The sequence below is a fragment of the Janthinobacterium sp. EB271-G4-7A genome (assembly GCF_020858075.1).
Taxonomy (GTDB): domain Bacteria; phylum Pseudomonadota; class Gammaproteobacteria; order Burkholderiales; family Burkholderiaceae_D; genus Janthinobacterium; species Janthinobacterium lividum.
In genome coordinates, this window is the sequence record NZ_JACYMI010000001.1 from 3,174,908 (window position 1) to 3,201,080 (window position 26,173).

The following is a 26,173-nucleotide window of genomic DNA, read 5'->3' on the forward strand; positions in this document are numbered from 1 at the left end:
CGTATCGGCAAAAGTGACTAGATGGCGGAGGATGGACCTAGCCTGGATGGCGGGTGTTTTACAAACGCAGCTATTTTTGGCACACTCGGCGCCTGGAGAAAAAGGAGCGGCATGCAGAACAAACACGACAGGCACGAAACAGAGCCGGTCATCACCCGCGCGGCCCTGGCCGGCGATGTGGCAGCCATGCTGGCCTGCGATGCATATGCGCAGGCCCACGCCAGCCGGGGCGATGCCGTGCGTGCCGCCGTAGGCAAGGGGCACTGCCAGGTGGCCATGCGGGCGGGCCAGGTCGCCGGCTATGTCCTCACGCACGACGACTTCTTCGGCTACGGCTTCGTCTCGCTGGTGATAGTCGCTCCCGGACAGCAGCGGCGCGGCGTGGGCTTGCGCCTGCTGGCCGCCGCCGAAGCCGCGTGCCAGACAGGCAAGCTGTTCACCTCGACGAACCAGTCCAACCTGGCCGCGCATCGGCTGTTCGCCAGAGCGGGCTTCGTGCGCAGCGGCCAGATCGACCATCTCGACGAGGGAGACCCGGAGCTGGTGTACGTGAAATGGTGCCGCTGATCGCGCCTCATCCCGACGGCGTATGGCGCGGCGCGCCAAAGGCGGCTATGCTGGCGCCACCATCAATCAACGCCCACCACATCACGCATGGATTATCTGAGCCTCAAGCATTTCCACATGGGATGCGCCGCCGCCAGCGGCTTTCTTTTCCTCTTGCGCGGCGCCTGGATGCTGCGCGCCTCGCCCGCCTTGCAGCAACGCTGGGTAAAAATCCTACCGCACCTGGTCGACACGGCCTTGCTAGTCAGCGCCATCACGCTGGCCGTGTGGAGCGGCCAGTCGCCGGGCAGCCACCCCTGGCTGGCTGCCAAGCTGTGTGCGCTGGTGGCTTACATCGTGCTGGGCACCATCGCGCTAAAACGCGGCAAGACGCCGGCCGTGCGCGGCGCCGCCTTCGCGCTCGCCGTGCTGGTATTCGCCTACATCGTCGCGGTGGCCGTCACCAAGCAGGCCTGGCCGCTCTGATGCATCAGAACATGTAGCGCAGGGTGACGCTGGCGTTGCGCGGCGCGCCCCAGTAAGCCTGGTTATACATGCCAAGCTGGCTGTAGTAACGCTTGTCGAACAGGTTGTTGACGTTCGCCTGCAGCGACAACTGGCGCGACAGCGCGTACTTCGCCATCAGGCTGGCCACGGCATAGCCGCCCTGCTCCACGCGCTGCGTGCCTGTCGGCCCGGTGGCGTCGCGGTAGGCGCCGCTCTGCCAGTTCACGCCGCCGCCCACCGATAACGCCCGCAAGCCGCCAGGCAGCTGGTATGTGGAAAACACGCGCGCCAGCGTCTGCGGCACATAGCTGTTCAGGCGCGCGCCCTTGTTGTCCTCGGCCGCCGCGTGCGACACGCTGGCCGAGACGTTCCAGCCCTGCGCCAGCTCGCCGGACACATCCAGCTCCACGCCCTTGCTGGTGGTGCCCGATGCCGCGAAATACGCCTGCGTCAGCGAATTGCCGACAAAATGGCCCGTATCTTCCTGCGCCAGGCCATCTTGCGCGATGCGGAACACGGCCAGCGCCGCGTTCAATCGGCCGCCGAAATACTCGCCCTTCACGCCCGCTTCCAGATTCTTTCCCTGTACGGGATCCAGATAGCGGCCGAACCGGTCCTGGTAGCCCTGCGGCTTGAAGATCTTGCTATAGCTGGTGTACAGCGCATGCTGCGCATCGATATCCCACACCAGGCCCGCATACGGCGTGACGGCATGCTTGGCATAGGCGTAGCTGCCGCCCCAGTCATCGACATGGTCCGCCTTGTAGCGGCTGTAGCGCGCGCCGACGATCAGTTTCAAGGGATCGGCCAGCGAAAAGCGCGCCGTGCCGTAGATGCCGCGCTGCTGCACCGTATCGAGCAGCTGCCAGCGCGAGAAATTCGGGTCATTCCAGTCCGGCTCCGGCGTCACGCCCTGCCATCGATGGAAATTGCCGTAATCGACGCTGCCACCCGAGATGCCCGGGTTGCTGGAGAACTGGTTGCTGCCGGAGACGCCGAACGCCAGATCGTGCGTGCGCCCCAGCAGCTGCACCGGCCCCTGCACATAGGCGTCGACGCTGTCCTGGCGCCGCGTGCCCGAGTAAAATCCGGTGTAGCCCGTCACGCCCTGGCCCGTGGCCTTGTCCGGCCAGGTATTGGCGAAAAGCTCGGCCGCCGAATAATTGCCCCAGCCGTGATTCAGCATGGCCGTCAGGTTCCAGCCCTTGCCCAGGTCCTGCTCCAGGCGCAAGAACGCCGTCTGGCTGGTGCTGAACCAGCGGCTCCAGGTGGTCGCCGTCGTGGCGGAACGGGACAAGGTGGCGCGTTCGCCATCCGCATACCACAGCGGCAAGCCGCCGTACATGCCGCCGCGCGGGCGGTTGTCCTGGTATTCATAGCCGGCGATCAGCACGCTGCCGGGCGCCAGGTCCGCTTCCACGGTGGCGTAGGCCATGGCTTTCCTGCCGTGATACAGGTGCACATACGATTCGCTGTCCTGGTAGCTGGCCACCACTCTGCCGCGCACCTTGCCATCGCTGCTCAAGGGCGTGGACAGGTCCGCGCTGGCGCGCACATTGTTCCAGGAACCGAGGCTCAGGGCGGCATTCCCGGCCATCTGCTTCGATGACGCGCGCTTGCGCACCAGGTTGATGGTGGCCGACGGCTCCCCGGCGCCAGTGAGCAAGCCCGTGGCGCCGCGCACGATCTCGACCCTGTCGTAGGCCGTCATGTCCAGGGTGCTGTCACCCACGTTGTAGGCATTGTCGACCGTGGTGGGAATGCCGTCGTACTGGTAGCTGGCGATGGAAAAGCCGCGCGCGAAGAACGAGGTACGGTCGCTGTCGTAGCGGTTGATGGCCACGCCGGCCGCGTTTTGCAGCACCTCTTCCACCGTTTGCAGGTTCTGGTCATCCATCTGCTGGCGCGTGACCACGCTGACGGCTTGCGGCGTCTCGCGCACGGACAGGCCCAGGCGCGTGGCCGAACGCATGGTCTGCGTCGTATACAAGCCGCTGCCTTCCGTCGCGCCATTCGCATCAAAGCTGGCGCTGACCTTCATCTCCGGCATGGTCTGGGCGCCCTCGGCCGCTGCCACGTCGAGCACATAGCCGCCATTCGCCTGCGGCACGGCGCGCAAGCCCGAGCCGGCGACGATGGCGCCCAGCGCCTCGGGCACGCTGTAGCTGCCCGTCAGTCCGGCGCTGCGCTTGCCGGCCACGGTGGCGGCCTGGTAGGAGATCATGGTGCCCGTCTCCTGGCCGAAGCGCACCAGCACCTGTTCCAGGGTGCCGCCGGGTATCGCCAGCTCGATGCGCGCCCCATTGGCTGCCTGGGCAATAGGTGCGGCGGCCAATGCGCCGCCGGCGGCGAGCAGCCACAGGGCGTGGCTGACGGCCAGCGCCGCCACGCTGCGGCGGCATGTGCGGGAAGCGAAAGATGGGTAAGTAGGTGTTGTGCTGGGCATGCGGACTGTTTTCCTGAAAGTGAATGAGGGGTTCACCCGCTATGTCACGCGAAAATCGAAAAACCCTCACATTTTCAGAAAATAATCATGGATGCTTCCGATGCGGCACCACGCTCACCCAGAAGCGCGTGCTCTGGCGCACGTCGACGGGCAAGGTACGCGTCAGCATGTCCAGCACTTGCGTCGTGTCGGCCAGCGGATAGATGCCCGATACGCGCAGGTGGGCGACGGCCGGATCGCAGGCCAGGCGGCCATGCCGGTAGCGTGCCAGCTCGCCGACAAAATCGGCCAGCGGCATGTCGTGTGCCACCAGCATGCCGGCCGTCCACGCATCGGCGCCGGCAGGCAGAAGCTCGATGGAGCCAACGCTGCCCGCCGTGAAAGTCGCTTGTTCACCCGCCTGCAGCCTGCGCGCCGCATCGGGCGCTTGTTCCGGCAGCATGTCGACGGCGCCCGCAAATACGCCCAGGCGCGTGGCTTCGCTGCCGGCTCGCACGGCAAAGCGCGTGCCCACGGGTTGCAAGCGGCCCTGGCCCGTGCGCACGAAAAAAGGCCGGCCCGCCACGTCGCGTGCCGTGGAGACCATGATCTCGCCTTTTAACAGGGTCACCAGGCGCTGGCCCGCATCGAAACGCACGTCAATGGAGGTGGCCGTGTTGAGGGCGATGCGCGTGCCGTCTGCCAGCACGATGTGGCGCAATTCGCCCGTGCCAGTGCGGTAATCGGCCAGCCAGAAGCGCGCCTGCTCATCGCCGCCCGCCAGCCAGGCGCCGCCGCCCACGGCCAGCAGCGCCAGCAGCTTGAGCGACTGACGCCGCGCCGCATTCGCTTGCGCGTGCCGCGGCTTGCGGGCCAGCGTGCCGTGCGCCAGCGGCGCGGGCAAGGCACGCATGCGCGCCATGCAGCCTTCCACGTGCTGCCAGGCTTGCTCGTTTTCCGGGTCGCTGCCGCGCCAGGCGCGCCATGCCTGCTCCACTTCCGGCGTGGCGTCACCGGCCTGCAGCCGCACCAGCCATTCGACAGCCTGCAGGCTGGCCGCTTCCGGCGTGAGGGCGCCCATCACGGCGCCAGCCGGGAAAAGAAGCACTGGTGCATGGCTTTGACCAGGTAGCGCTGCACGGTGGCCAGCGAGACATTCAGCTCCAGCGCGATGGCCGCCTGCGGCATGCCATCGAGCTGCGACAGCAGAAAGGCGCGGCGCACGGCAGGCGCCAGGCCATCGAGGCGGCGGTCGATGTCGAACAGCGCTTCGAGCAGGATCGCCTGCGCCTCCGGATCGGGCGCGCTTTGCGCCGGCAGGCTGGCCAGGGTTTCCAGGTAGGCCGCCTCCAGGTCGCGCCGGCGGTACAGATTGCCCAGCACGCCCTTGGCCACCGTCGTCAGGAAGGCACGCGGCTCGCGCGCGGCGATGGTCTCGTCGCGATTGAGCAGGCGCATGAAGGTGTCGTGCGCCACGTCGGCCGCGTCAAACGCATTGCCCAGCTTGTGCCTGAGCCAGCCTTGCAGCCAGCGGTGATGTTCGTGATACAGGCTGCCCACCTCCTGGTGGACGCCGGATTGGGCAGGCGGCACGGAAAATCCTCACACGCAAACAATAATGATTCGCATTCTAACTGGCATGACACGGCTGGCGCAACCGCCGCGTAGCGCGTAGAAATGATAGTATTTACAACATCTTGCACATGCCTCTCCCCTGGCCGTGCCCTACCCTGAAAGCCAAACATGCTCTTGTCTGAACTGCTGACCAAACTGACCTGCGGTGACCTGGAAGGAGAGGAACTCGACGAAGCCGTCGCCGCCATCACCGATGCGCCCTCCGCGCCACGCGACGAGTGGATCGACAGCGATGCGCAAGCCTACGCGGTGGCGATCCTCTGGCACCTGGGCGGTTATACGGCGTCGAGCGACAAGCTCGATGAGCTGCACGAACAGATACAGGACATGTTCGACGCATTCCCCGACTTCCCGTACGAGCTGCTCAAGGACAGCGACGGTAGCGCGCTGCCCTATTTCGAGTGGCTGGACAAGGAACTGGCACAGCGCGCCGTGGACGAAGGCGGCTATGACCTGATCCAGATCGATGGCAACGGCAGCGACGAAATGGATGCGCTGGTCGTGTACCGGCGCGATACCAACGACATCATCCAGGCGGCGGCATTGATGGGAGTGACGATAGGCCGGCCGCTCACCTACTATCGCGGCATCGAAGCGATGGTAGGCAAGCGACCGGGCTGAAAACCAGCGCTTATTGCATCGGCAAGGCGCTCACATCGACGGTGGGCGCCTGGCCAGTGGCCGGACGCGTGAAGTTCTGGCTGGTTTGCACGTAATCGGCAAAGAAGCCGCCGTTATGCAGGTAGAACTTGCCGTTTTCCAGGCCCCCCGCGTAATCCATGCGCTGCGCATTCGTGGCCGTTGCGTCGCCGGTGAACCTCCCGGCCGTCACTTCCGACCAGGTACCCGATGCATTCCTTGCCCACTGGTTGCCGAACTGGACGCGGCGTTCCGTGTAGCCCAGGGTATCGATGAAGTTCTCGAGGAAGGAATGCACGCCCGTCAGATACGTACTGATGGCTGGCCGCTTCCAGGTGGCGATGTAGCGCCATTTGCCCGTCTCGGGCGCGAAGAACCAGGCCGAGTAATCGCTGCCGCCATTGCCGTCGGGCCGCGCGCGCGTGATGAAGCGGTACGTCGTGCCGGCTGCCCAGTTATACGACAGATAGGTCTGGCCTCCCGTGCCCTCGCCGCCAAAGGCGTTATCGACCACGCCGGCGCCCTTGCTGACCAGGGTGGTCTTGGCGCCATTGTCGGCGTCCCACACGGAAAACAGTATCCAGCGCTCGCTCGGTGATTTCACCTGGATGCCCATGTAGCCCTGGCCAAAGCCGTTGGCCATGAAATAGGAGCCGATGGCGTCCTGCCCCTTGGGTATCGTCATCTCGTTATAAAAATACTCGGTATTGGCCGGCACCGTGTAACCCATGTGCACGGACGGGCCGCGCCGCGACCAGTAGTAATTGGCGGGGTCATTGGCGTACGTGAGCGCGGCGTTCGACGTCACCTTCAGCGCGGTGACGTCGCCGAACGTGGCCTTCACGCGCGACAGCCCCTGCAAGTCCACCTTCACATAGCCGGCCGCCGCCACGTTCACCGTGCCCACGGCATAGGTCTTGCGCGCCTTGCCGGCCAGCTTCACGTCGAAGGGCTTGCCGTTGATCTTCACGCGGATGTTGCTGTTGCCGCCATCGGCCAGACTGGCGTCAAGCGCCACCTGGACAGGGCCCGCCCCGGAGACGCGGAAATACGTACTGGCGACGGCAGCCGGATTGCTCCAGCCGGCCAGGCCATGTTCGCCGATGACGGCGCCCTCGTTCCCGCCCGTGATGAAGGCGTTGCCAGCCAGTTCCACGGTGGCGGTGGTGGCCGGCGCGGCCACGCTGGCAGCCAGCAAGGCGGTGCCGCCCATGTCGGGGGTAGCGGTGGCAGTGGCGCCGCCGCATGCGGCCAGCAGCAATGGCATGGCGGGAAGGACTGCGTAGAGTAATGAACTTCTGTGTTTCATCAACGTCTCCTGGTGGTACGGCGTGCAACAGGCGCAAGAAGTCCTGCGGCGTGCGCCGCGGTTTGAAAAGCTGGGATGGCTGGAAAAAACCCGCTACGGCGGCAGGCGCGGTAGCGGGTCGTGAAGGCTTAGTACTTGCCGTCGAGAGCGAAGATAGGCTTGCGCGATTTCCACTGCCCGCCCGTGAAGTCCGGGAAGTCCAGGGTCTGGAAGTTGGCGGCGATCGACTGCTCGGACAGCGGCGTGATGGCGCTCCACGTCACGGCATCGTAGATATCGATCGGCATCGGCGCGTTGGCCTTCAGCGCTTCGACAAAGGCGTGGATGACGAAGAAGTCCATGCCGCCGTGGCCCGCGCCTTCCGCTTGCGCCGCATATTTGCGCCAGACCGGATGCTCATACTTGTCCTGGTAGGTCTTGAAATCGTCCCACTGGTGCGGCTTGCTGACGCCCTCGATATGGATGGAATTGTTCAGGTCCATCCACAGGCCGTCCGTGCCTTGCACGCGGAAGCCCAGCGAGTACGGGCGCGGCAGGCTCGTATCGTGCTGCAGGATGATGGTTTCGCCGTTCTCGCACGCCAGGGTGGTGGTGACCACGTCGCCCAGCTTGAACTTGACCTTGGCGTTCGCATGCTGTGCGCCGCCCGGCTGCTTGACGATGTAGTCGTGCAAGCCGCGCGCCTTGGTGGCGAAGGCGTTGATGCGCGTAAAACGGTTGCCGCGGTTGATGTTGGTGTACATGGCGCATGGGCCGATGCCGTGGCTAGGATACAGTTCGCCATTGCGTTCGACCGAGTGCTGCGTGCGCCAATGGGCTTCCGACCAGCCCTTTTCGCCGAATTCCACGCCGCCGCCATACGGCTTGGCAGGATTGCCGCTGTTGAATTTCACGGCGCGCAGATCGTGCTGGTAGCCGCCCTGCAGGTGCAGCAGTTCGCCGAACAGGCCCGCGCGCACCATCTGCAGCACAGCCATCACGTCGCGGCGGTAGCACACGTTTTCCAGCAACATGTATGGCGTGCCCGTTTTCAGCTGGGTATTCAGGACGTCCCAGTGGTCTTGCAGGGTAATGCCGGCCACCACTTCGCAACCGACGGGTATCTTCGCCTGCATGGCGGCGATCGCCATCGGCGCGTGGAATTCCCACGGCGTGGCGATGATCACGCCATCGAGGCCGCCCGCGTCCAGCATGCGCTTGTAGGCTTTCTGGTCGCGGTCTTCGCCATACGTACGCGGACGGGGCTTGCCGGCTTTGGCCACCTGGCCCAGCGCGTGTTTCAGCATGATCGGCTCGATATCGCACAGCGCAACCACTTCCACGTCATCGCGGCGCACCAGTTCAGCCAGCAGCACCTGGCCACGCATGCCCGTGCCGATCAGGCCCAGGCGGACTTTGTCGCGGCCGGCCGCAGGGGCGGCGCTGGCGTCGCCAGGCAGCAAGGCGCTGCCGGCCATGGCGCCACCGGCCAGCGCGGCGCTGGCGGACAGGAAATTGCGTCGATTGATTTGTGTTGTCATTGGTCTCTTCTCGCTTCCATTGGTAATGTTCGTCACCGGCCCGCCTTGCAGCGGGCCGGCTGCAGTTTAATAGGTGTATTCCGCCGTGAAGCGCACCGAACGCGGCGCCGTGCGGCCAGCCACCTGAAGGTAGTTGCGGGCGATGGCGCCATGGTCTTCGCGCGTTTCGTTATAGCGGGTCACGGTCTGGCTGTTGAACACATTGAAGACGTCCACTTTCAGGCTCAGGCCCTTGACGGCGCTGGGAGTATAGGCCAGATTCATGTCCAGCTGGGCTTGCCAAGGCAGGCGACCCTGGCTGCCGCGCGGCGCCGGCTTGCCATTGCAATAGAAGTAGGAATCGCCGTAATCGTTCTCGAACCGCAGGTTATCGGGCAGCGCGCCGATGCAGTTGCGCGGCGCGCCGGAGGTCAGCGACAGGTTGGCGCCGACCATCACGTCCGGGATGAGCTGCATGAAGCCGTAGGCCTTGAAGGCGTGGCGATGGTCGCCCGGCAGGTAGCCATAGGCGTTGTACATCAGTTCCTTGTGGTCGTCGCTGACCGTCAGGCCCACGTCGCCGCCGCCGATGCTGTCCGTCTGGCCTTCCATATTGCCCTTCAGGCCGGACAAGGTGTAGGTCAGCTTGCCGTACCAGCCGTTCGTGTACGGATGCTCGACGAACATGTTCAAGGCGCGGTAGGTGCGCGATGGCAGCGGGTTGCCCCACTCTGCCGCCGAAATATCCACGCGGCGCAGGCCCTTGCCATCGTCGAAGTCCACCATCAGGCTGTTGTCGCGGCCCGGATTGATGATGGCGCACTGGAAGCCGCTCCAGTTGCCCGTGTCGACGCTGTTGCGCGTGGCCCATGCTTGCAGCGGACGCGCGTCGCAGGTGTCGTCGTTGGTGTCGTTCAGCTTGCGGTACAGGACGCTGGCGCCCACCACCAGTTTCTTGCTCAGGGCGCGTTCGAAGCCCAGCGAGAATTCATCCTGCGACAGCGGTTTCAGGCCAACGGCCGTCACTTCGCGCGCATCGCGGCTCTGGCCGTACGCGTTGTTGGCCGAATACGGCTTGCTGATGGCGTGCAGGCCCGTTGGCGCGCCCGTGACGGGATCGACGCCCGTGTAGGTGTACATCTCGCTGGTGGCCAGGAAGGGGCTGGCCATGTTGCTCGACAAATTCGACGGTACCGGCAAGTGGTAGCGGCCGCCGTTGGCGAAGAATTTCAGGGTGCCGTCGCCCAGGTAATCCCAGGTGGCGCCCACGCGCGGGGCGATCATGTTGCGCTGCGAAATGAAGGCCACGCCATCGGTGCTGTAGTTGGTGAACTGCTCGCGGCGCAGACCGAGGTCCAGCAGCACCCGCTCCGTGACCTGGTAGTGATCCTGGATGTATTGCGCCGACTGCACACTGGTCGGACGCGCCAGGTTGGCATTCAAGTCCTTGCTGACGTAATAGCCCTGCGCGCCGTAGCCGCCACCCTGTGCCGGCGTCTCGAACGCGCCGTTGATGGCCCGGTTCGGATCGTCCGCTTTCAGATAGCTCCAGCGGTAGCCGCCCGCCAGGCTCAGGCCCACCTTCGATTCCACGTCGATGCGGTCGATGCCGCCACGCAGCGAGTGCTTGCCCAGCTTGTATTCGAGGTCCAGACGCTTGGCCTTCTGGCGGTCTTCCGACGATGGGTCGACCAGAGTGCCCGTCACCGTTTGCGGATTGGCGTACGTCAGGCCAGGCACCTGGGTCGAGGTATTCGACGACGTTTGCGCCAGCAGCGGATTGTAGCCATTCGGCGTGCGCGTGTGCGAGGTGCGCGATTCGCCCATCATGGCCGTCACGGTCAGGTTGTCCGTCAGGTAGCCCGTGTACTTGAAGATGTCGATGTTGGCGCCCGGCGCGGCCGATGATCCGCAGCAGTTGACCGTCGTCTCGCCCTTGCCCGCCTGTACGCCATTGCTCGCATGCGTGGCGTAGCTGTAGCCATACGCCTGGCTATCCGTTTTCGTGCGGTCATACAGCTTGGTGTATTCGAAGTGATGGTCGTCCGTCAGGTTGTAATCCAGCTTGGCCATCATGCGGTTCACCTTGCTCTGGCTGGTGCTCCAGCCGCGCGCCAGGGCCGTGCCCGAGTCGGCGGTGGCGGCAACGGCCTGGCTGTCCGTGCGCGTCTGTTCCAGCGCCACGAAGGCGAACAGCTTGTTCTTGATCAGCGGGCCGCTGCCATACAGGCCCACCACCTTGCTGGTGCTGCCATTGTCGCGGTTCCAGTACAGCAGATTGCCATCCGTCTTCGGATTGGCGCCCGTGTTCGGGTAATAGGTGTTTTCCGGCTCGCCTTTCAGCGAACGGGGGATGATGGACACCTTGCCGCCGAATTCGACCTTGTTGCCGCCACTCTTGGTGGTGATGTTGATCACCCCGCCCGTGGAGCGGCCAAACTCCGAGCCATAGCCGCCCGACAGCACCTGCAGGTTCGAGATCGCGCCGAACGGCAGCTCCGATGCGCCCACCTGGGTCAGGATATTCGTGATCGGGAAGCCGTTGACGTAAAAGGCGTTTTCGGACTGGCCCGAGCCGCCGATCGATGGCGCATTGCCATACACGCTGTTGGTGCCGCGCGACACGCCCGGCGTCAGCTGCACGATGGAGGCGACGTCGTTCCCGACCGGCAGCGCTTTCAATTCCTTGGCCGTGAAGATCACGCCATTGTTGGTGTTCGACACGTCGATCGGATTGCGCGACGCCTTCACCACGACGGTCTGCTCCTGGCCCACCGTGCCGGCGGCGCTGGCCGGGCCGAAGTTCGCTTCCGCGCCCGCGCCGATCAGGGCTTCGACTTCCTGCGACGCTTCCACCGAACCGGCACGCAGCACGCGCACCGCATAGCGACCTGGCGGCATGGAGTTGGCCACGTAGCGGCCCGACGTATCGGGCGTCAGGCTGCGCTGCACGCCCGTCGCCAGGTTTTCCAGCACCACGGTGGCGCCGGCCGGCGCGCTCACTTCACCGAAAATGGTGCTGGTGGCGTTCGACTGTGCCCAGGCCTGGCCTGGCACGCCGGCCGCCAGTGCGATCACGATCGCTGCGGCGCGGCTGATGTCGCGCAATTTGAGTCGGGTGGTATGCATGCTGTCTCTCCGTCTATATCGAGGGTTATGCGCGCCCTCCCCGCTCCAGGGCGAAGTCGGGGGGATGCAATTTTTATGGTGGTCGTCGGCCGGTGCAGCCAGGCAGTTGCACCTTCCGGGAAATCAGTCCGCATCGGCTGATTTTCTTTTCTTGGGATTACTTTAAAAAGAAAAATAAGTATCGTCAACAAAAAGAAAGTTATAACGTAAATTTATCGCCAAATTGAGCAAATAAAGAGTATTTATCTTTCGATTTAATCAGATTCGCGGCAGATAACTTTCGTTATCGTGGTATGGCAGATACACGCGCAGGCAAGGAGTCGTCCGGCAGAGGATAATCCGCGTGGCAATCCGGGAAGAGCAACGCGAAAGAAGACATGCCTATCCTCTTTCACTTACGTTTATCTTTCGTATTGTGCATATTGGAGTATTGTATTTTCTTTTTCATGGCAATACCCCGGCCCGCACCATGCCAGCTGACGGACCGGGGCATCGTCACGCTTTAAAAGAACTTGTAGCTGGCCGACAGGGCAAACTGGCGGCCGAACAGGTCCTGGCTATGGTTGTAGCCTTCCCAGCCGTTCGGGTCGTAGTACGGCTGCTTGTTGAACGCGTTCTTCACGTTCAGGCCCACGTCCAGGTTCTTCAGCGGCTTCCAGCTGAAGGCCAGGTTCACCGTGGTGTATGACGGCGCGCCCTTGCACTGGCCGGCCGGCAAGGTCACCGAGGCGGCAGTGCAGTTTTCCGGCGTGTTGTCCTTGTCCCAGGGACCATACGCCCAGCGCGTCTTGCCCGAATAGTTGATAAAGACGCTGCTGACGAAGTTGCGGTAGCTCCAGTCGGCATTGACGGTAGCGCGGTAGCGCGGCGAATCGTAATAGCCGACGGTGTTGCCCTTGATGTCGCTGCCGTCTTCGCTGTCATGGGTGTCGCGCTTGCGGATGGTGGCCGCGATGCCAGTGCTCAGCTTGCCCCAGTCGCCGAGCGCAAAGCGCGTGCGCGCATCGATGTCCACGCCATCCATCAGGGTGCGGCCACGGTTCGAATACGAGTTGATCAAGCCGCCCAGGTTGCCCACCGAGTAGCCGGGCACGCCGCCCGCGCACACGCCCGCATTGGCGGGATTGGCGCACATGGCCGCCACGGCCGCGACGTTGCCCCGGTCCGTATCCGTCAGGTCGTTGCGGATGGCGCTGGGCGTGCCGGCCAGGGTCGGGCCGTACTTGGCCACCAGTTCCGTAAACAGCTCGTTGAAGTCCTGGCGCACGATTTCGTCGCGGCGGTTGATGAACCAGTAATCGATGGAGATGCTCACGTCCTTGGCCGGCTGCAGCACCAGGCCCACGGTCGATATCTTCGCCTTTTCCGGACGCAGATTCTGGTTCGGCGGCGTCAGGCCGCCCACCGTCGTGGAGCAGTTCGAATTGAGCAAACTCTTGCCCAAGTCCGCATCCGTCGCCACCGCGGACTTCATCAGGGCGCGCGCCATGGCATTCGTTTCGTCGCAGCGCACGGTGTCGCGGATGCCGCCCACCTGCGCAAAGACGCCGCCCGTGCCCGATTCGGCCAGGTTGGGTGCGCGGAAGCCTTCCGAATACGTCCCGCGCAGCATCAGGTCGGGCCGCGCGCGCCAGATCACGCCCAGCTTGGGCGCCAGGTTGGCGGCGAAGTGCGGGTATTTGTCCAGGCGCGCGGCCGCGTTGACTTCCAGGGTGTCGCTAAGCGGCACCACCACTTCGCCAAACACGGCGGCGATGGTGCGCCGGCCATCGAACCAGGAACCGCCCTGCTGCGTAATCAAGCCATTCGCCGCATCCGCGTTGCCGGGCGTGAGGAAGCTCTCGCGCATGACGTTGGTGCCCACGGCGGCGCGCACTTCGCGCTCGCCCAGCTTGAACAGGGTGCCTTCCAGCTTCGCATCCCACGTCATCAGCTTGGTCCACGATTCGATGGCGAAGGTCGGGTAGGCCGCGCGCACCAGCGCCGCATTGGCCTCGCTGATTTCGCCGAACTTGTAGGCGGGATTGTCTGAGATATACGTGCGGCCGCTGACGGGATCCTTCGTGAACGGTCCGAACGCCTGCTCGAATCCCTTGATGTTGATGTTCGCCGTCTGGAACAGGGTCGAATGGCTGCCCGCCACGCTGAGCGCCGTTTCAAAATCCCAGCCGCCGCCGATGCTGCCGCGCAGGCCGACGAGCGCGCGGTAGTTTTCATCGACATTCTTCTGCCCGAAGTGGCCCGTCGCATCCTGCAGCAGGTAATTCAAGCCGGCCGCGCCGCCCATCTTCGCCACCATATCGGCATCGAGCTTGCCTTTCAGGTAGACGTTGTTCGGGCTCAGGAAAGGCGTGGCGAAGGTATTCAGGGTATTGCCCGTATTGCGCGCGAACCAGTTATTCGTGCTGCCGCTATTGAAGCTGGACGGACCATTCTCGCCGCGCATCTTGATGTGGGTGAAGGCGCCTTCCGCGAACGCTTCCATGTCGCCGCCGAGTTTCAGCCGGCCACTCAGGTAAGCCGTGGCGCGCTCCGAGGTAGGCCCCGTGTCAAGCTGGTTGGGCAGCGCATTCCACACGCAGCGCGTGCCCGACGCCTCGGTGATGCTGTTGTTGCAGCCATTGACGGCGCGCTGGGTGCGCGCATTGTTCTTCGCCTTGTCGAAGACAAAAAAGGTCCCGGGATTCATCGTGCCCGGTTCGCTGCCCACGCCCACGCGCATGTTCGGGATGAAATTGGGATTGTTCGCATAAAAATACGCGGGACGCTTGCGCCAGGTATCGGCCAGCGCGATGCGGTCGCGCTGGTAGACGTTCACGGAACCGTAGACGTTGTAGCCGTCGCTGGCCAGGTCGCCCAGGCCATACAGCACGCTGGCCTGGCGCTCGCCATAGGCTTTCACGCTGGGCGAAAATTCGCCATTGGCGCGCGCTTCCAGGCCTTGATACGACTTCTTGGTGATCACGTTGATGACGCCGGCCACGGCATCGGAGCCATATACGGCCGACGCACCGTCCGTCAAAATCTCCATGCGCTCGATGGCGGCGGCGGGAATGGCGTCAATATTGACGAACATGGTCTGGAAACCGGCCGGCGCGCCATAGAACGACAGGCGGCGGCCATTCAGCAGCACCAGGGTGCCCTGCGCACCGAGGCCGCGCAAGTTCGCTTGCGAGCCGCCATCGGAACCCGTGAACATCGAGCGGAAGTCCTGCTGCGCCGGACGGGCCGCGGGCAGGTTGTCCAGCACTTGCAGCAAGGTGAGCGCGCCCATGTTTTCGATCTGCTTGGCGTTGATCACCTGTACCGGCGACGCCGTTTCCGCGTTGATGCGCTTCAGGCTGGAACCCGTCACTTCGACGCGCGCCAGTTTCTCCTCCTCCGCTGCCAGCGCCATTGATGCCAGCACAGTTGAGCCCAATCCTACCGCCGCCATGGCGGCCATCAGTTTTTTCAAGTGCATTCCCATCTCCCTTTTTATAAGTGATTTGTTTTCGTCAGGCTGCAAGAGCCCCTCCCCGGTCCGAAGAGGGGCTCGTTTTTAGTGAAATGATTGAGTGCCTAGCGCGGCTTGACCGTCGCGCCCTCCGTGCCGGTCAGCACGGCATTGGCCCAGTTGCCGCAGACCTGGGCCGCTCGGGCGCCGCGCGCGCCCAGGGTGCGCAAACTGAGCTGGCTCAGGCCGCGCACGTCGATTTCGGGTTTGACCACCCCGGGAGCCGTGACCAGGCCGCTGTCGTACAGCAGCCGCTCACCGCTCCAGACCTGGAATTGCAAGCCGCCCGCGCTGCGGCAGCTATCGTCCACGCCCAGGTCGGCGCGCAGCAGATTCCAGTTGCCAGCCAGCTGCAAGTCAATGCGGCTGGCAGGTCCCACGCCGAGGCCCTTGCGGAACCACAGCCCGTTCATGCGCATCTCGGCCGCCTTGCCGGCTGGCCGGTCTTTCGCGATATTCTTCGGCAGCGCCAGGTCCGACAGATAGCGCTGCACCTCCGCGCCTTCGGCCACGCGGTGCTCGAGCACGCGGAATTCGGACAAGGTAACGGGCGCCACGTCGGTCGCCAGCGCCGCATCGAACGCGCGCGCCACCGGCGCGCCTTGCGCCGCCGTCACCATCGGGTCCAGGGAAGCCGCGCCATCGCCTTCCGGATTTTGCGTGCTCATGACGCGGAAGCGCAGCAAGCGCCCGGCTGTGGCGGGGAAGCTGATGGTCTGCGTTCCCTCTTGCAGTTTCAGTGTGCCGCGTGCCAGCGGAGCGCCCCACTCGCCGTTGTTGTCGCCGATGTAGATTTCATAGTCGCGCACCTGGCCATGCTTCCAGTGCTGGTCGTTGCGCGGCGCCAGTTCGATGCCGTCGATAAGGCGCCGTTCCGTAAAGCCGACCACCCATTCGTGCGGACCGCTTTTCACGGACGGGCTGCGCACGGTGCGGAACCACGTCTCCGGCTTGCCATCGAAGGCGTTTTCCAGCGGGTAGCCGCTTTCTTCCGCAGGACGCGCCACCACCTGCATAGCGTCGGCCGGCAAGGCGCGGCCCGGCACGGGGGCGGCCGGGAAGTCGGCGTCGGCTCGCGCCACGGCCAGCGCGCCGGCGACTTGCAGCATCAAAGGCTGGCGGATGTCCTGCGCCGCCACTTTCACGTGCAGGGTGCCTTTTCTATCGGCCGCATCGAAGAACCAGCCTTCTGCCGCCTTGTCGTAGACGGCACGGTCGGCGAATGCCGCGATCAGCCGTTCGCCGGCGCGCACGGCGGCCGGGGCCTGGCCGGCCAGCATGCGCAGCGCATAGCCGCGGCGCCCTTCCTGGCCCTGGTACTTGCCATCGACGGCGCCGATGTCGACCTGCACGTCGGCGCCCGCCTGGCGCATGCGGATGACTTGCTGGCTGAAGGCGCCGCCCTGGTACTGGCGCGTGTTGCCGTCGTCTTCATACAGGATGTAGTCGGAATCGCCTTGCGGATACACATCGAGCGTGAGCTGGTCCTTCGGTTTCTGGCCGTCGTACAGCATTTCCGGATACATGGGCAGGATGGCGCCGGCGCGCACGAACACGGGCAGCTTGTCCAGCGTGACCTGCATATCCAGGTCGCGCCCTTGCGCGTCCGCCGTGGCCTGGCGGCCATCCCAGTAGTCGTACCAGGTACCCTGCGGCAGGTGGATGCCCTTGCGCCAGCCGCCGCTGACGGCCTGGCTGCGGTAGACAGGTGCCACCAGCACGTCGCGGCCCAGCAGGAATTGATATTTATAGGCTTCCGTGTAGGCGGCCGGGTCTTGCGGATAATCCCACATCAGGCCGCGCACCAGCGGCGCGCCCGATTGTTCGGCTTCGCGCACGAGGGTATACATATACGGCGTCAAACGCATCTTGAGCTTCAGATAGCGGCGGTTGATGTCGCGGTACGGCTGCACGAACCACCACGGATGCTTGCGCTCGGCCGCGGCCCAGCCGGACATGCCCATCAGGACGGGCGTAAAACTTTTCCACTGCAAGTCGCGCAGATAGGTTTCCGGGCTGCCGCCAAAGATGGCGTCCACGTCGCCGGACGCATACGCCTGGCCGGACAGGCCCGAACCGATCAGGGTCGGGATGTGCCAGCGGATGTAATCCCAGCTGGCGCTCTGGTCGCCCGTCCATGCCACGGCGTAGCGCTGGATGCCGGCCCAGCCCATCACCGTCCACAGGAACGGGCGGCTGTCGGAGTTGTTCAGGATGCCGTCATACGCCGACTTGTTCGCATCCATGGCGAACTGGTAACCCTTGCCCGTCCACGCCACGTCCAGCTTTTGCACGCGGCTGCCCGCCTGGCCCACTTCCCAGGCGATCTTGTCGACGCCGTTTTCCGTCCACAGGCCCGTGCGGAAGCCATAGCCTGCCAGGCCCTTCACCGTTTCCGGCAAGTTCGTGTAGCCGCAGCCATAACCGTCGTTGGGCAGGATCCAGCCGCCCGGCATGTCGTGTTCGCGGTACTGGCGCGCCACGCTTTCCACCACGTCCGGCGTCTTGCCCGTGGGGCCATCCGTCCAGCCCTTCGGCACGGAGCCGGGCTTTTTCACGTTGTCGCCATCGTTGTAGCAATCGGCGTCGCCGTATTCCAGCGCCCAGCGGGGCAGCATGCGCGCGCGGCCCGTCAAGTCCGTGTAGCGGGCGACGACGTCGCGCAGATCCTTGCCGACGAAGAAATACGCATCGAAGCGGCCTTCCGCGTGCTGCAGCGAGATCTGTTCCTGGTCGCGCAAGTCGTAATTGCCGTCGGCCCAGGTATTGCGCAGCATGCCCCAGCCCCGTGAACTCATCAAGAATGGCGCGGGATTCGGCCGGTCGCCCTCTTCCCAGCCGCCCGAATACGACACGGGCACCTGCTTGCCCTTGAATTCGAAGCGGCCATTCTGCTGGCCGCCGCCAAAGTACCGCTCGCCCGGCAGGCTCGATAACACTTGCACGCCCTGCTTGTCGTCGAGCGACAGCGGCTGCACCTCGCGCCACAGGGGCACCGCGTCGCCCTTGCGCAGCAGGGTAAAGCGCAACGGTTTGCGGTCGATGCGCAGGCTCAAAGCATCAGTGCTGATCAGGATATGGTCGGGCTGTTCATTGATCCGGTACGCCACCTGCGCGGCAGGCTGGCCCACGACGATGGGCGCGGCCTTGTCGCCTGGCCCCGTCAAGCCGCCCTTGCCGCCCGCCTGGATGCGCAGCACGTCCGCCTGCGGCAGGCTGATACGCAGCTGCATGCCCGTATCGCTGCGCACCTCCCAGCCCACTGCCTCGCCCTTGGCCACGTCGGCCGCGCGCACGGCGGAGAGCGACTGCAGATTGCCGATGGTCGCGGCATGCAGGCCGGGCGCAGACAGGGTGGCAAGGGCGGCGAGGACACAGGCGGCAAGGACGCGACGGGGAAGCGGGAGAGGGTTCATCTGCTGGCTTTCAGAAGTGATTCAATGAAATTACTTTAAGAAGAAAAATAAATATCGTCAACCAAAAGAAAGTTATGGCGCTAATTTATTAATAAAATGCCTAAAATAAGCCAATTTATCTTACGTTTCACTCAAATTCCATAGCGTAATCTTTCGTTATCGTCGCATTTCAGCGACAGGCCGCGCCGCCACAGGCTTTTGCGCTGCACCGCAGCATGTTTCACGGCCTTTAAAACGACATTATTTCGCAAGGCATACAACTATTTACTTTCGTTTTACTTTCGTATTTGACTTTTCGAAATTTAGTATTTATGCTTTCTCCAACAAACACTTTACTGACACTCCATGACTACCCTTCTTCAGCGTGACATTCAAACTTGGCGCGACATCGGCGGCCTGCACACGGCCGAGGAAATCGCGCACCAGCCAGCCATCTGGCGCGCGCTGGCCACTATTTTGCGCAACGAGCAAGCGGCCCTGGCCGCCTTCCTCGGCGACGCACTGTCCAATCCGCAGCAACGTGTCATCCTGACGGGCGCCGGCAGCTCGGCCTATGTGGGCGAAATCGTCGTCGATACCCTGAACGCGGCCTGGCCTGCGCAGATCCGCGCCATCGCCACCACGACTTTGCTGACGCACCATGAGCTGTATCTGGAAGCGGATGCCCCCACCCTGCTCGTCTCGTTTGCCCGCAGCGGCGACAGCCCGGAAAGCCTGGCGGCCGTGGAACTGCTGCGCCAGGTCGTGCCCGGCGCGCGCTTCCTGAACATCACCTGCAACGCCGACGGCAAGCTGGCTCGCCAGGGCGCGAACGACAGTAATACGTATAACCTGCTGATGCCGGAAGGCAGCTGCGATCGCGGCTTCGCCATGACCAGCAGCTTTAGCAGCATGCTGCTGGCAGCCCTGTCGGTACTGGGCAAGGACACGGATCTGAACCGCCTGGAGACCCTGGCGCAGCTGGGCGAGCAAGCCTTGCGCGACTGGTCGGCCCCCGTGGCGGACCTGGGCTCGACTCCCGTGCAGCGCGTGGTCTACCTGGGCAGCGGCCCGCTGGAAGCGCTGGCCAAGGAAGCGGCATTGAAGATCCTGGAATTGACGGGTGGCCGCGTGATGGCGATGGCGAATACGCCGCTCGGTTTCCGCCACGGCCCGAAATCGGCCGTCACCACGGAGTCGCTGGTGATCCTGCTGCGCAGCAGCAAGCCGCTGGCGCGCCAGTACGAAGACGACCTATTGAAAGAACTGCAGCGCGACAGCGTGGCGCAGCGCTGCCTGACCGTGGGCATCGGCGGCGACCTGTCAGCCGATGCGTCGGCCTGGCCCGACGCCTGGCTGGCTCCGCTGTGGCTGCTGATGGCGCAGCAATATGCGCTGCACCAGTCCGCGCTGCTGCAACTGCGCCCCGACAATCCATTCGCCGGCGGCATCGTCAACCGTGTCGTGCAGGGCGTCACCATCTATGGCCATGACCAATTCTAATCACACAGCCGGCTATCACGGCATCGACATCGGCGGCAGCAAGATGGAGCTGGTCGCCTTTGCCGACCGCGACGGCGCGCTGTCGGAAGTGTTCCGCGAACGGGTGGCCACGCCGGGCGACGATTTTGCCGCCTTCGTGCAAGCCATCGTCGACCTGGTGGCGCGCGGCGACGCCGCCCTGGGCACGACAGCGCCTGTCGGCATCGGCCTGCCCGGCGTGATCGACAGCGCCAGCGGCCGGCAACTGAGCTCCAACGTGCCGGCCCTGAACGGCCGCCTGGTGGCGCAAACCTTGCAGCAGGCCTTGAAACGTCCTGTCGCCATCGGCAACGATTGCCAGTGCTTCGCCCTGTCGGAAGCGCAAGGCGGCGCGGCCGACAATGCCGCCAGCATGTTCGGCGCCATCCTCGGCACGGGCGCTGGCGGCGGCTATTGCGTGGGTGGCCAGCTGCTGCGCGGCTTTAACGGCGTGGCCGGCGAATGGGGCCACTGGAGCCTGCCCGCCACCCTGCTGGCGCAGCATGGCTTGGCCGATTACCCCTGCCCGTGCGGCAAGGCGGGCTGCCTGGAGCGCTATGTCTCCGGCCCCGCCATGCGCAAAATCCACGCGCACTTTGGCGGCGACGGCGCAGAGCCTTTGGCCATCGTGGCGCGCGCCAACATGGGCGATGCCGTGGCCCAGCGCACGGTGGCCGTGCACCTCGATGTGCTGGGCCACGCGCTGGCCGGCCTGGTGCTGGCCTATGACCCGCACGTCATCGTGCTCGGCGGCGGCCTGTCCAAGCTGCCGCACCTGTACGACAAGCTGCCGGCCGCCGTCAAGCGCCACCTGTTCCCCGGCGTGCACGTGCCGCCGATTCTGCCGCCCCGCTTTGGCGATGCCGGCGGCGCGCGCGGCGCGGCCCTTTTGATACGACAACATACAAAGGCGTCAACATGATGAAGCAAGCGGAAAACCCGACTTTTACCTTGTCCCCGATCCAGCAAGTGATCAAGGCGCACCGCCGCGGCGAGCGCGTGGGACTGTACGCCGTCTGCTGCAGCCACCCGAGCGTGCTGCGCGCCGCCATGCGCGTGGCCAGCGAATACGACACCGTGCTGCTGGTCGAAGCGACGTCGAACCAGGTCGACCAGTTCGGCGGCTACACTGGCATGACGCCGGCAGTTTTCCGCGACACCATGCTGGCACTGGCCCGCGAACAGGGTTTTCCCGCCAGCCGCCTCGTGCTGGGCGGCGACCATCTGGGCCCGAACGCCTGGCAGCACCTCGATGCGGCCACCGCGATGAATCACGCCGAAACCCTGATCGCCGCGTATGCGTCGGCCGGTTTCCACAAGATCCACCTCGATTGCAGCATGCGCTGCATTGATGACCCCTTGCAGCTCGACGATGAAACCGTGGCCGCCCGTTCGGCGCGCCTGTGCATCGTCGCCGAGGAAGCGGCCGCCGCCGCCGGCTTCGCGCCACCCGTCTACGTGATCGGCACGGAAGTGCCGATTCCCGGCGGAGAAGCGTCGCTGGCGCAGGCCGGCGCCGTCACCAGCCCGCAAGCGGCGCGCCGCACCCTCGACGTGCACCGCCGCGCGTTTCTCGAGAACGACCTGCATGGCGCCTGGCGCCGGGTCATCGCCATGGTGGTGCAGCCGGGCGTCGATTTCGACCAGAGCAGCATCCAGCATTACGACGCGGACGCCGCCACCGAGCTGTCGGCCTTTGTCGCCGAGCAGCCTGGCCTCGTGTTCGAAGCCCATTCCACCGACTACCAGCGCGAGTCGGCCCTGCATGCCATGGTGCGCGACCACTTCGCCATCCTGAAAGTGGGGCCTGCCGCCACCTTCGCCCTGCGCGAGGCGCTGTTCGCCCTGTGCCAGATCGAGGAAGAACTGCTGCCGGCACACGCCACCTCGCAACTGATGCAGGTGCTCGACGACGTGATGGTGGCCAAGCCGAAGAACTGGATCAAGCATTACCTGGGCACGCCGGAAGAACAGCGATTGATGCGCCGCTACGGCTTGAGCGACCGTTGCCGCTATTACTGGGGCGAGCCGGAAGTGGCGGCCGCCGTCGGCAAGCTGCTGGCCAACCTGGACACCGTGGCCATTCCGCTGCCGCTGCTGAGCCAGCATTTGCCGGAACAGTACCTGGCCGTGGTGCAGGGCAGCTTGCCAGCGCAGGCGCCAGCCCTGATCGAGCACAAGATCGGCAGCTTGCTGGCGCAATATGCGCGCGCCTGCAACCGCAATGCGGCAGTGGCCGTCATTGCCGAAGCGGCAATCTGTTAAGCTCGGTATTTTTCATTTTTTACTGAGCCCGCCACCATGCGAAATACCAGCCAACGCCGTGAATCCATCCTCCAAATGCTTGCCCAGCAGGGCTCGGTGCAGGTGACCGATCTGGTGGAAAAGCTCGGCGTGTCCGCGGTCACCATCCGCAGCGACTTGAATGCGCTGGAAGCGCAAGGCATGGCCACGCGCAGCCACGGCGGCGCGACCCTGACGCGCACGCCGCCGCCCGAGCACACGATACGCCAGAAGGATGCCATCAACCACGAGCAGAAGGAGCGCATCGGCGCCTATGCGGCGCGGCTGGTGGAACCGGGCGACAACATCATCATCGACTCGGGCACCACCACCATCTCGCTGGCGCGCCATCTGCGCGATGCGACGGGCGTGACGGTGGCCACGAATGGCCTGAACATCGCGTGGGAACTGGCCGACGCGCCGGGCGTGGACCTGATCCTGACCGGCGGCCTGCTGCGCAAGCAGTCGCTGTCGATCCAGGGCAGCCAGGCGGAAACCTGCCTGCAGGCGTACAGCTTCGACAAGCTGTTCCTGGGCGTGGACGGCTTCGACCTGCAATTTGGCGTGACCACCCACCACGAAGCGGAAGCAAGCCTGAACCACAAGATGGTGGAACGGGCCAAGAAAATCATCGTCCTCACGGACGCCTCCAAGTTCGGCCGCGTCAGCCTGCACCGCATCGTGCAGCTGGACCGGGTCGATACCGTCATCACAGATGCCAGCATCAGCCAGGAGTACCGCGAAGGGCTGCAAAAGCTGGGCATCGAACTTTTTATAGCGGAATAACACATGCTGAGCGGCAGAATCCTTACCCCATCTGGCTGGATCACGGGCACCATCACTTTTGACCAGCGCATCGTCCAGATACAAGAAGACCCTGCCGCCGACAGCGCGCTGACCATCCTGCCCGGCTTCATCGACCTGCACGTGCATGGCGCGGCCGGCGTCGACATCATGGAGGGCGGCGACGCCGGCGCCACCGTGGCGCAGGTGCATGCGCGCCACGGCACCACGGCCCTCCTGGGCACCACCCTGACAGCCAAGGAGCCATCGATCCTGCGCGCCCTGCAAGGCCTGGCCGGCGTCATCGCCGAGCGCCCCGCCAACGGCGCGCGCATGCTGGGCGTGCACCTGGAGGGCCCGTTCCTGAACCTGCACCGCCTGGGCGCGCAGCCGCCCGACGTGGTGCAGGCCAGCCTGGCGCTGGTGCAGCGCTTTCACGCCATCGCCCCCATCAAGGTCTTGACCATGGCGCCGGAAATCCCCGGCCACCTGGAACTGATCCCGCAACTGGCGGCGATGGGCATCCGCGTGCAGATCGGCCACAGCGCCGGCACGTATGACGAAGGCGTCGCGGCGCTCAATGCTGGCGTCTCCGGTTTTACGCACCTGTACAACGGCATGACGGGCATGACGCATTACGACCCCGGCATGGTGGGCGCGGCGCTGGCGCATGCGGAATACGCGGAAATCATCCCCGACCTGCAGCACGTGGCCAAGGGCGCCCTGCGCGCGGCCCTGCGCGCCATCCCGCGCCTGTACGGCGTGACGGACGCCACCTCGGCCACCGGCATGCCCGATGGCGAATACGGCCTGGGCACGCAGCGCGTCTACAAATGCCTGGGCTGCGTGCGCCTGGCAACGGGCTCGCTGGCCGGCAGCGTGCTGACCATGGACCAGGCCCTGCGCAATTTCGTCGACCTGGGCCTGGACCTGGCCGACGCCTCGAACCGCCTGTCGCTGTACCCCGCCGATTACCTGGGCGAATCCGAACGGGGCCGCCTGGCGCCCGGCGCCTGGGCCGATATCGTCGTCCTCGATGCCAACTTGCAGCCAGTGTCCGTCTTCGTCGAAGGCACGGCAATCGATCTTTCCACCCGCTAGATTCAGTCTCTAGACCCAGCCCCCAAACCTCAACCCCGTCCCGGAGTTTTCATGCACGACACGTCACACAAGGCCCCCGTGTGGGCCATGCGCTACCTGCTATTTATTGCCGGCATGGGGGGATTGCTGTACGGCATAGACATCGGCATCATCGCCGGTGCCCTGCCCTACCTGGAATCGACGGCCTCCGTGGCGTGGAAACTGACGGCTCAGCAGCTGAGCTTTATCGTTGCCGCCGTGCTGCTGGGCTCCGTCCTGTCATCGCTGTTCGCCGGCGCCCTGGCCGATATCCTGGGCCGGCGCTGGGTGATGTTCCTGGCCGGCGCCCTGTTCAGCGCCAGCATCCCGCTGATCGCCCTGGCCGACGGCTACACGCCGCTGCTGCTGGGCCGCCTGCTGCAAGGCATCAGCGGCGGCTTGATCGGCGTCGTCGTGCCCCTGTACCTGGCCGAATGCCTGCCCGCGCAACAGCGCGGGCGCGGTGCCGCCCTGTTCCAGCTGCTGCTGACCATCGGCCTGGTGGCCGCCGCCCTGATCGGCCTGCTGCAAGCGCAGACGGTGGAAACGGCCACGCAGGCGGCGCAAGCCTTGCCGGAAGCGGGCCGTATCGCCGCCATCTTCACGGCCAAGGACCACGCCTGGCGCAGCATCTTCTGGGTCTGCCTGACGCCGGGCCTCGTATTTACCATCGGCGCCCTGCTGCTGGCCGAATCGCCGCGCTGGCTGGCGCAACGGGGCCACATCGAGCAGGCGCGCCAGTCGCTGCTGCGCACGCGCTTGCCAGCCGCCGCCGACATCGAACTGCGCGAGATGCAGGACACGCCGGAGAATACGGCCAAGGCAAGCGGCAAGGCCAGGGACCCGCTGCTGAGCCGCCGCTACGTGCTGCCCTTCCTGCTGGCCTGCCTGATCCTCGCCTGCACGCAGGCGACGGGCATCAATTCCATCCTCGCCTATGTCGTCAATATCCTCAACCAGGCGGGCCTGTCGGGCGCCTCGGCCAATATGGCGGACGTGTTATTGAAAGTACTGAACGCCGTGATGACGGTGGTGGCCGTGCTGCTGGTGGACCGCAAGGGCCGCAAATTCCTGCTGATGCTGGGCACGGGCGGCATCGTCGTCTCGCTGCTGGCGGCTGGCCTGCTGTTCCGCGGCGCCGAAGCGCACCTGGCCGACGTGCGCCCCGCCATCGCGGCGCAAGTGCAAGCGGACAGCCTGTCCTTGCACCTCGATGCGGCTACCTTGACAGCCCTGGGCGCGGCGGCCGACGGCACGCCGCAACAGCTGACCATCGCCTACGCCTACGGCCCGTTCACGAATGTGAAAAGCCTGCGCAGCGACGATCCCGTGCTGCGCCAGGTGTCCATCGCCCGCGAAGACGCCGTGCAGGCCGACAGCGTGATCGGCGTGTTCTTCCGCAAGCTGCACCTGAACCCGTTCGCCGACCCGGCCGCCGGACGCGAAGCGCCGCTGCGCATCGAGAAGGCCAGCCTGGGCCCCGTGCCTTCGTCCACGCACGGCTGGCTGGTGGCCATTGCCATCTGCGTGTTCGTTTCCAGCTTTGCCGTGGGCCCTGGCGTATGCGTGTGGCTGGCCCTGTCCGAGCTGATGCCGACCCGCATCCGCTCGAACGGCATGAGCATCGCCCTGCTCGTCAACCAGTTCGTCTCGACGGTGATCGCCGCCATCTTCCTGCCCACCGTGGGCTTGCATGGTTACTCGACGCTGTTCTTCTTTGGCGCCGGCTGCACCGTGCTGTACTTCCTGGCGGCCGCGTTTTTGCTCCCTGAAACGAAGGGCAAGACCCTGGAAGAGATCGAGGCGCATTTTTCAAGGTAAACCCACGTAACCATTTGTAGCAGTCTCCTTTCCAGCCCCGGCCCATATCCGGGGCTGTTTTTTTGC

17 protein-coding genes are annotated in these 26,173 nt (G+C 64.9%); 9 read left to right on the forward strand and 8 right to left on the reverse strand.

Annotated features, from left to right (window positions below; all coding sequences use genetic code 11):
• The first annotated feature begins 111 nt into the window (after positions 1 to 111).
• Together IGS58_RS14335 and IGS58_RS14340 are read left to right on the forward strand one after the other, a co-directional pair.
• Positions 112 to 567, forward strand: a complete 456-nt coding sequence (locus IGS58_RS14335) for a GNAT family N-acetyltransferase (protein ID WP_230521806.1) — start codon at positions 112 to 114, stop codon at positions 565 to 567.
• Positions 568 to 654: 87 nt separating this feature from the next.
• Positions 655 to 1,032, forward strand: coding sequence for a SirB2 family protein (locus IGS58_RS14340; RefSeq protein ID WP_230521807.1), 378 nt, complete (start codon positions 655 to 657; stop codon positions 1,030 to 1,032).
• 4 nt (positions 1,033 to 1,036) lie between these two features.
• Here IGS58_RS14340 and IGS58_RS14345 read toward each other — a convergent pair whose 3' ends face one another.
• The 3 genes from IGS58_RS14345 to IGS58_RS14355 form a co-directional block, all read right to left on the reverse strand.
• On the reverse strand, positions 1,037 to 3,499 hold the full coding sequence (locus tag IGS58_RS14345) for a TonB-dependent siderophore receptor (protein WP_230521808.1): 2,463 nt from the start codon (positions 3,497 to 3,499) through the stop codon (positions 1,037 to 1,039).
• An 85-nt stretch (positions 3,500 to 3,584) separates the two neighbouring features.
• Entirely contained in the window at positions 3,585 to 4,559 is a 975-nt protein-coding gene (locus tag IGS58_RS14350) for a FecR domain-containing protein (RefSeq protein WP_230521809.1), read from the reverse strand.
• Positions 4,559 to 5,071, reverse strand: a complete 513-nt coding sequence (locus IGS58_RS14355; protein WP_230521810.1) for a sigma-70 family RNA polymerase sigma factor — start codon at positions 5,069 to 5,071, stop codon at positions 4,559 to 4,561. Before IGS58_RS14355 ends, IGS58_RS14350 begins: the two co-directional genes overlap by 1 nt.
• 150 nt (positions 5,072 to 5,221) lie before the next feature.
• Between IGS58_RS14355 and IGS58_RS14360 the strand changes: the two genes are divergently transcribed.
• Positions 5,222 to 5,734, forward strand: coding sequence for a hypothetical protein (locus IGS58_RS14360; RefSeq protein WP_230521811.1), 513 nt, complete (start codon positions 5,222 to 5,224; stop codon positions 5,732 to 5,734).
• A gap of 10 nt (positions 5,735 to 5,744) precedes the next feature.
• Here the strand turns inward: IGS58_RS14360 and IGS58_RS14365 are convergent, their stop codons facing one another.
• From IGS58_RS14365 to IGS58_RS14385, 5 genes are all read right to left on the reverse strand, one after another.
• On the reverse strand, positions 5,745 to 7,061 hold the full coding sequence (locus IGS58_RS14365; RefSeq protein WP_034781631.1) for a DUF3472 domain-containing protein: 1,317 nt from the start codon (positions 7,059 to 7,061) through the stop codon (positions 5,745 to 5,747).
• Positions 7,062 to 7,189: 128 nt separating this feature from the next.
• The gene (locus tag IGS58_RS14370; protein WP_230521812.1) at positions 7,190 to 8,581 is read right to left on the reverse strand and encodes a Gfo/Idh/MocA family protein; all 1,392 of its coding nucleotides are present in this window, start codon (positions 8,579 to 8,581) and stop codon (positions 7,190 to 7,192) included.
• Positions 8,582 to 8,647: 66 nt separating this feature from the next.
• On the reverse strand, positions 8,648 to 11,689 hold the full coding sequence (locus IGS58_RS14375; protein ID WP_230521813.1) for a TonB-dependent receptor: 3,042 nt from the start codon (positions 11,687 to 11,689) through the stop codon (positions 8,648 to 8,650).
• Between the two features lie 502 nt (positions 11,690 to 12,191).
• On the reverse strand, positions 12,192 to 15,152 hold the full coding sequence (locus IGS58_RS14380; RefSeq protein ID WP_230521814.1) for a TonB-dependent receptor plug domain-containing protein: 2,961 nt from the start codon (positions 15,150 to 15,152) through the stop codon (positions 12,192 to 12,194).
• Positions 15,153 to 15,250: 98 nt separating this feature from the next.
• Complete coding sequence (locus IGS58_RS14385) at positions 15,251 to 18,601, reverse strand: TIM-barrel domain-containing protein (RefSeq protein ID WP_230521815.1); 3,351 nt, start codon at positions 18,599 to 18,601, stop codon at positions 15,251 to 15,253.
• Between the two features lie 345 nt (positions 18,602 to 18,946).
• On the opposite strand from IGS58_RS14385, the gene IGS58_RS14390 reads away from it, so the two are divergent.
• From IGS58_RS14390 to IGS58_RS14415, 6 genes are read left to right on the forward strand one after another with little or no spacing between them, the layout of a single operon-like run.
• Entirely contained in the window at positions 18,947 to 20,083 is a 1,137-nt protein-coding gene (locus IGS58_RS14390) for an SIS domain-containing protein (protein WP_230521816.1), read from the forward strand.
• A complete protein-coding gene (locus IGS58_RS14395) occupies positions 20,070 to 21,023 on the forward strand; it encodes an ROK family protein (protein WP_230521817.1) in 954 nt (317 codons plus the stop codon). Before IGS58_RS14390 ends, IGS58_RS14395 begins: the two co-directional genes overlap by 14 nt.
• Entirely contained in the window at positions 21,023 to 22,366 is a 1,344-nt protein-coding gene (locus IGS58_RS14400) for a D-tagatose-bisphosphate aldolase, class II, non-catalytic subunit (RefSeq protein ID WP_211550961.1), read from the forward strand. The genes IGS58_RS14395 and IGS58_RS14400 overlap by 1 nt, the downstream gene beginning before the upstream one ends.
• A gap of 36 nt (positions 22,367 to 22,402) precedes the next feature.
• Positions 22,403 to 23,170, forward strand: coding sequence for a DeoR family transcriptional regulator (locus tag IGS58_RS14405; protein ID WP_034781637.1), 768 nt, complete (start codon positions 22,403 to 22,405; stop codon positions 23,168 to 23,170).
• 3 nt (positions 23,171 to 23,173) lie between these two features.
• The gene (locus IGS58_RS14410) at positions 23,174 to 24,268 is read left to right on the forward strand and encodes an N-acetylglucosamine-6-phosphate deacetylase (protein ID WP_230521819.1); all 1,095 of its coding nucleotides are present in this window, start codon (positions 23,174 to 23,176) and stop codon (positions 24,266 to 24,268) included.
• Positions 24,269 to 24,319: 51 nt separating this feature from the next.
• Positions 24,320 to 26,107 (forward strand): MFS transporter, encoded by a 1,788-nt coding sequence (locus tag IGS58_RS14415; protein ID WP_230521820.1) that lies wholly within the window; start codon positions 24,320 to 24,322, stop codon positions 26,105 to 26,107.
• The last annotated feature ends 66 nt before the right edge of the window (positions 26,108 to 26,173 follow it).

Coding starts and splice junctions, on each gene's coding strand:
- IGS58_RS14380 (WP_230521814.1), bottom strand. CDS start 15,152: ATGCACTTGAAAAAACTGATGGCCGCCATGGCGGCGGTAGGATTGGGC.
- IGS58_RS14335 (WP_230521806.1), top strand. CDS start 112: ATGCAGAACAAACACGACAGGCACGAAACAGAGCCGGTCATCACCCGC.
- IGS58_RS14360 (WP_230521811.1), top strand. CDS start 5,222: ATGCTCTTGTCTGAACTGCTGACCAAACTGACCTGCGGTGACCTGGAA.
- IGS58_RS14365 (WP_034781631.1), bottom strand. CDS start 7,061: ATGAAACACAGAAGTTCATTACTCTACGCAGTCCTTCCCGCCATGCCA.
- IGS58_RS14375 (WP_230521813.1), bottom strand. CDS start 11,689: ATGCATACCACCCGACTCAAATTGCGCGACATCAGCCGCGCCGCAGCG.
- IGS58_RS14410 (WP_230521819.1), top strand. CDS start 23,174: ATGCTGAGCGGCAGAATCCTTACCCCATCTGGCTGGATCACGGGCACC.
- IGS58_RS14350 (WP_230521809.1), bottom strand. CDS start 4,559: ATGGGCGCCCTCACGCCGGAAGCGGCCAGCCTGCAGGCTGTCGAATGG.
- IGS58_RS14345 (WP_230521808.1), bottom strand. CDS start 3,499: ATGCCCAGCACAACACCTACTTACCCATCTTTCGCTTCCCGCACATGC.
- IGS58_RS14370 (WP_230521812.1), bottom strand. CDS start 8,581: ATGACAACACAAATCAATCGACGCAATTTCCTGTCCGCCAGCGCCGCG.
- IGS58_RS14415 (WP_230521820.1), top strand. CDS start 24,320: ATGCACGACACGTCACACAAGGCCCCCGTGTGGGCCATGCGCTACCTG.
- IGS58_RS14400 (WP_211550961.1), top strand. CDS start 21,023: ATGAAGCAAGCGGAAAACCCGACTTTTACCTTGTCCCCGATCCAGCAA.
- IGS58_RS14390 (WP_230521816.1), top strand. CDS start 18,947: ATGACTACCCTTCTTCAGCGTGACATTCAAACTTGGCGCGACATCGGC.
- IGS58_RS14395 (WP_230521817.1), top strand. CDS start 20,070: ATGACCAATTCTAATCACACAGCCGGCTATCACGGCATCGACATCGGC.
- IGS58_RS14340 (WP_230521807.1), top strand. CDS start 655: ATGGATTATCTGAGCCTCAAGCATTTCCACATGGGATGCGCCGCCGCC.
- IGS58_RS14405 (WP_034781637.1), top strand. CDS start 22,403: ATGCGAAATACCAGCCAACGCCGTGAATCCATCCTCCAAATGCTTGCC.
- IGS58_RS14385 (WP_230521815.1), bottom strand. CDS start 18,601: ATGAACCCTCTCCCGCTTCCCCGTCGCGTCCTTGCCGCCTGTGTCCTC.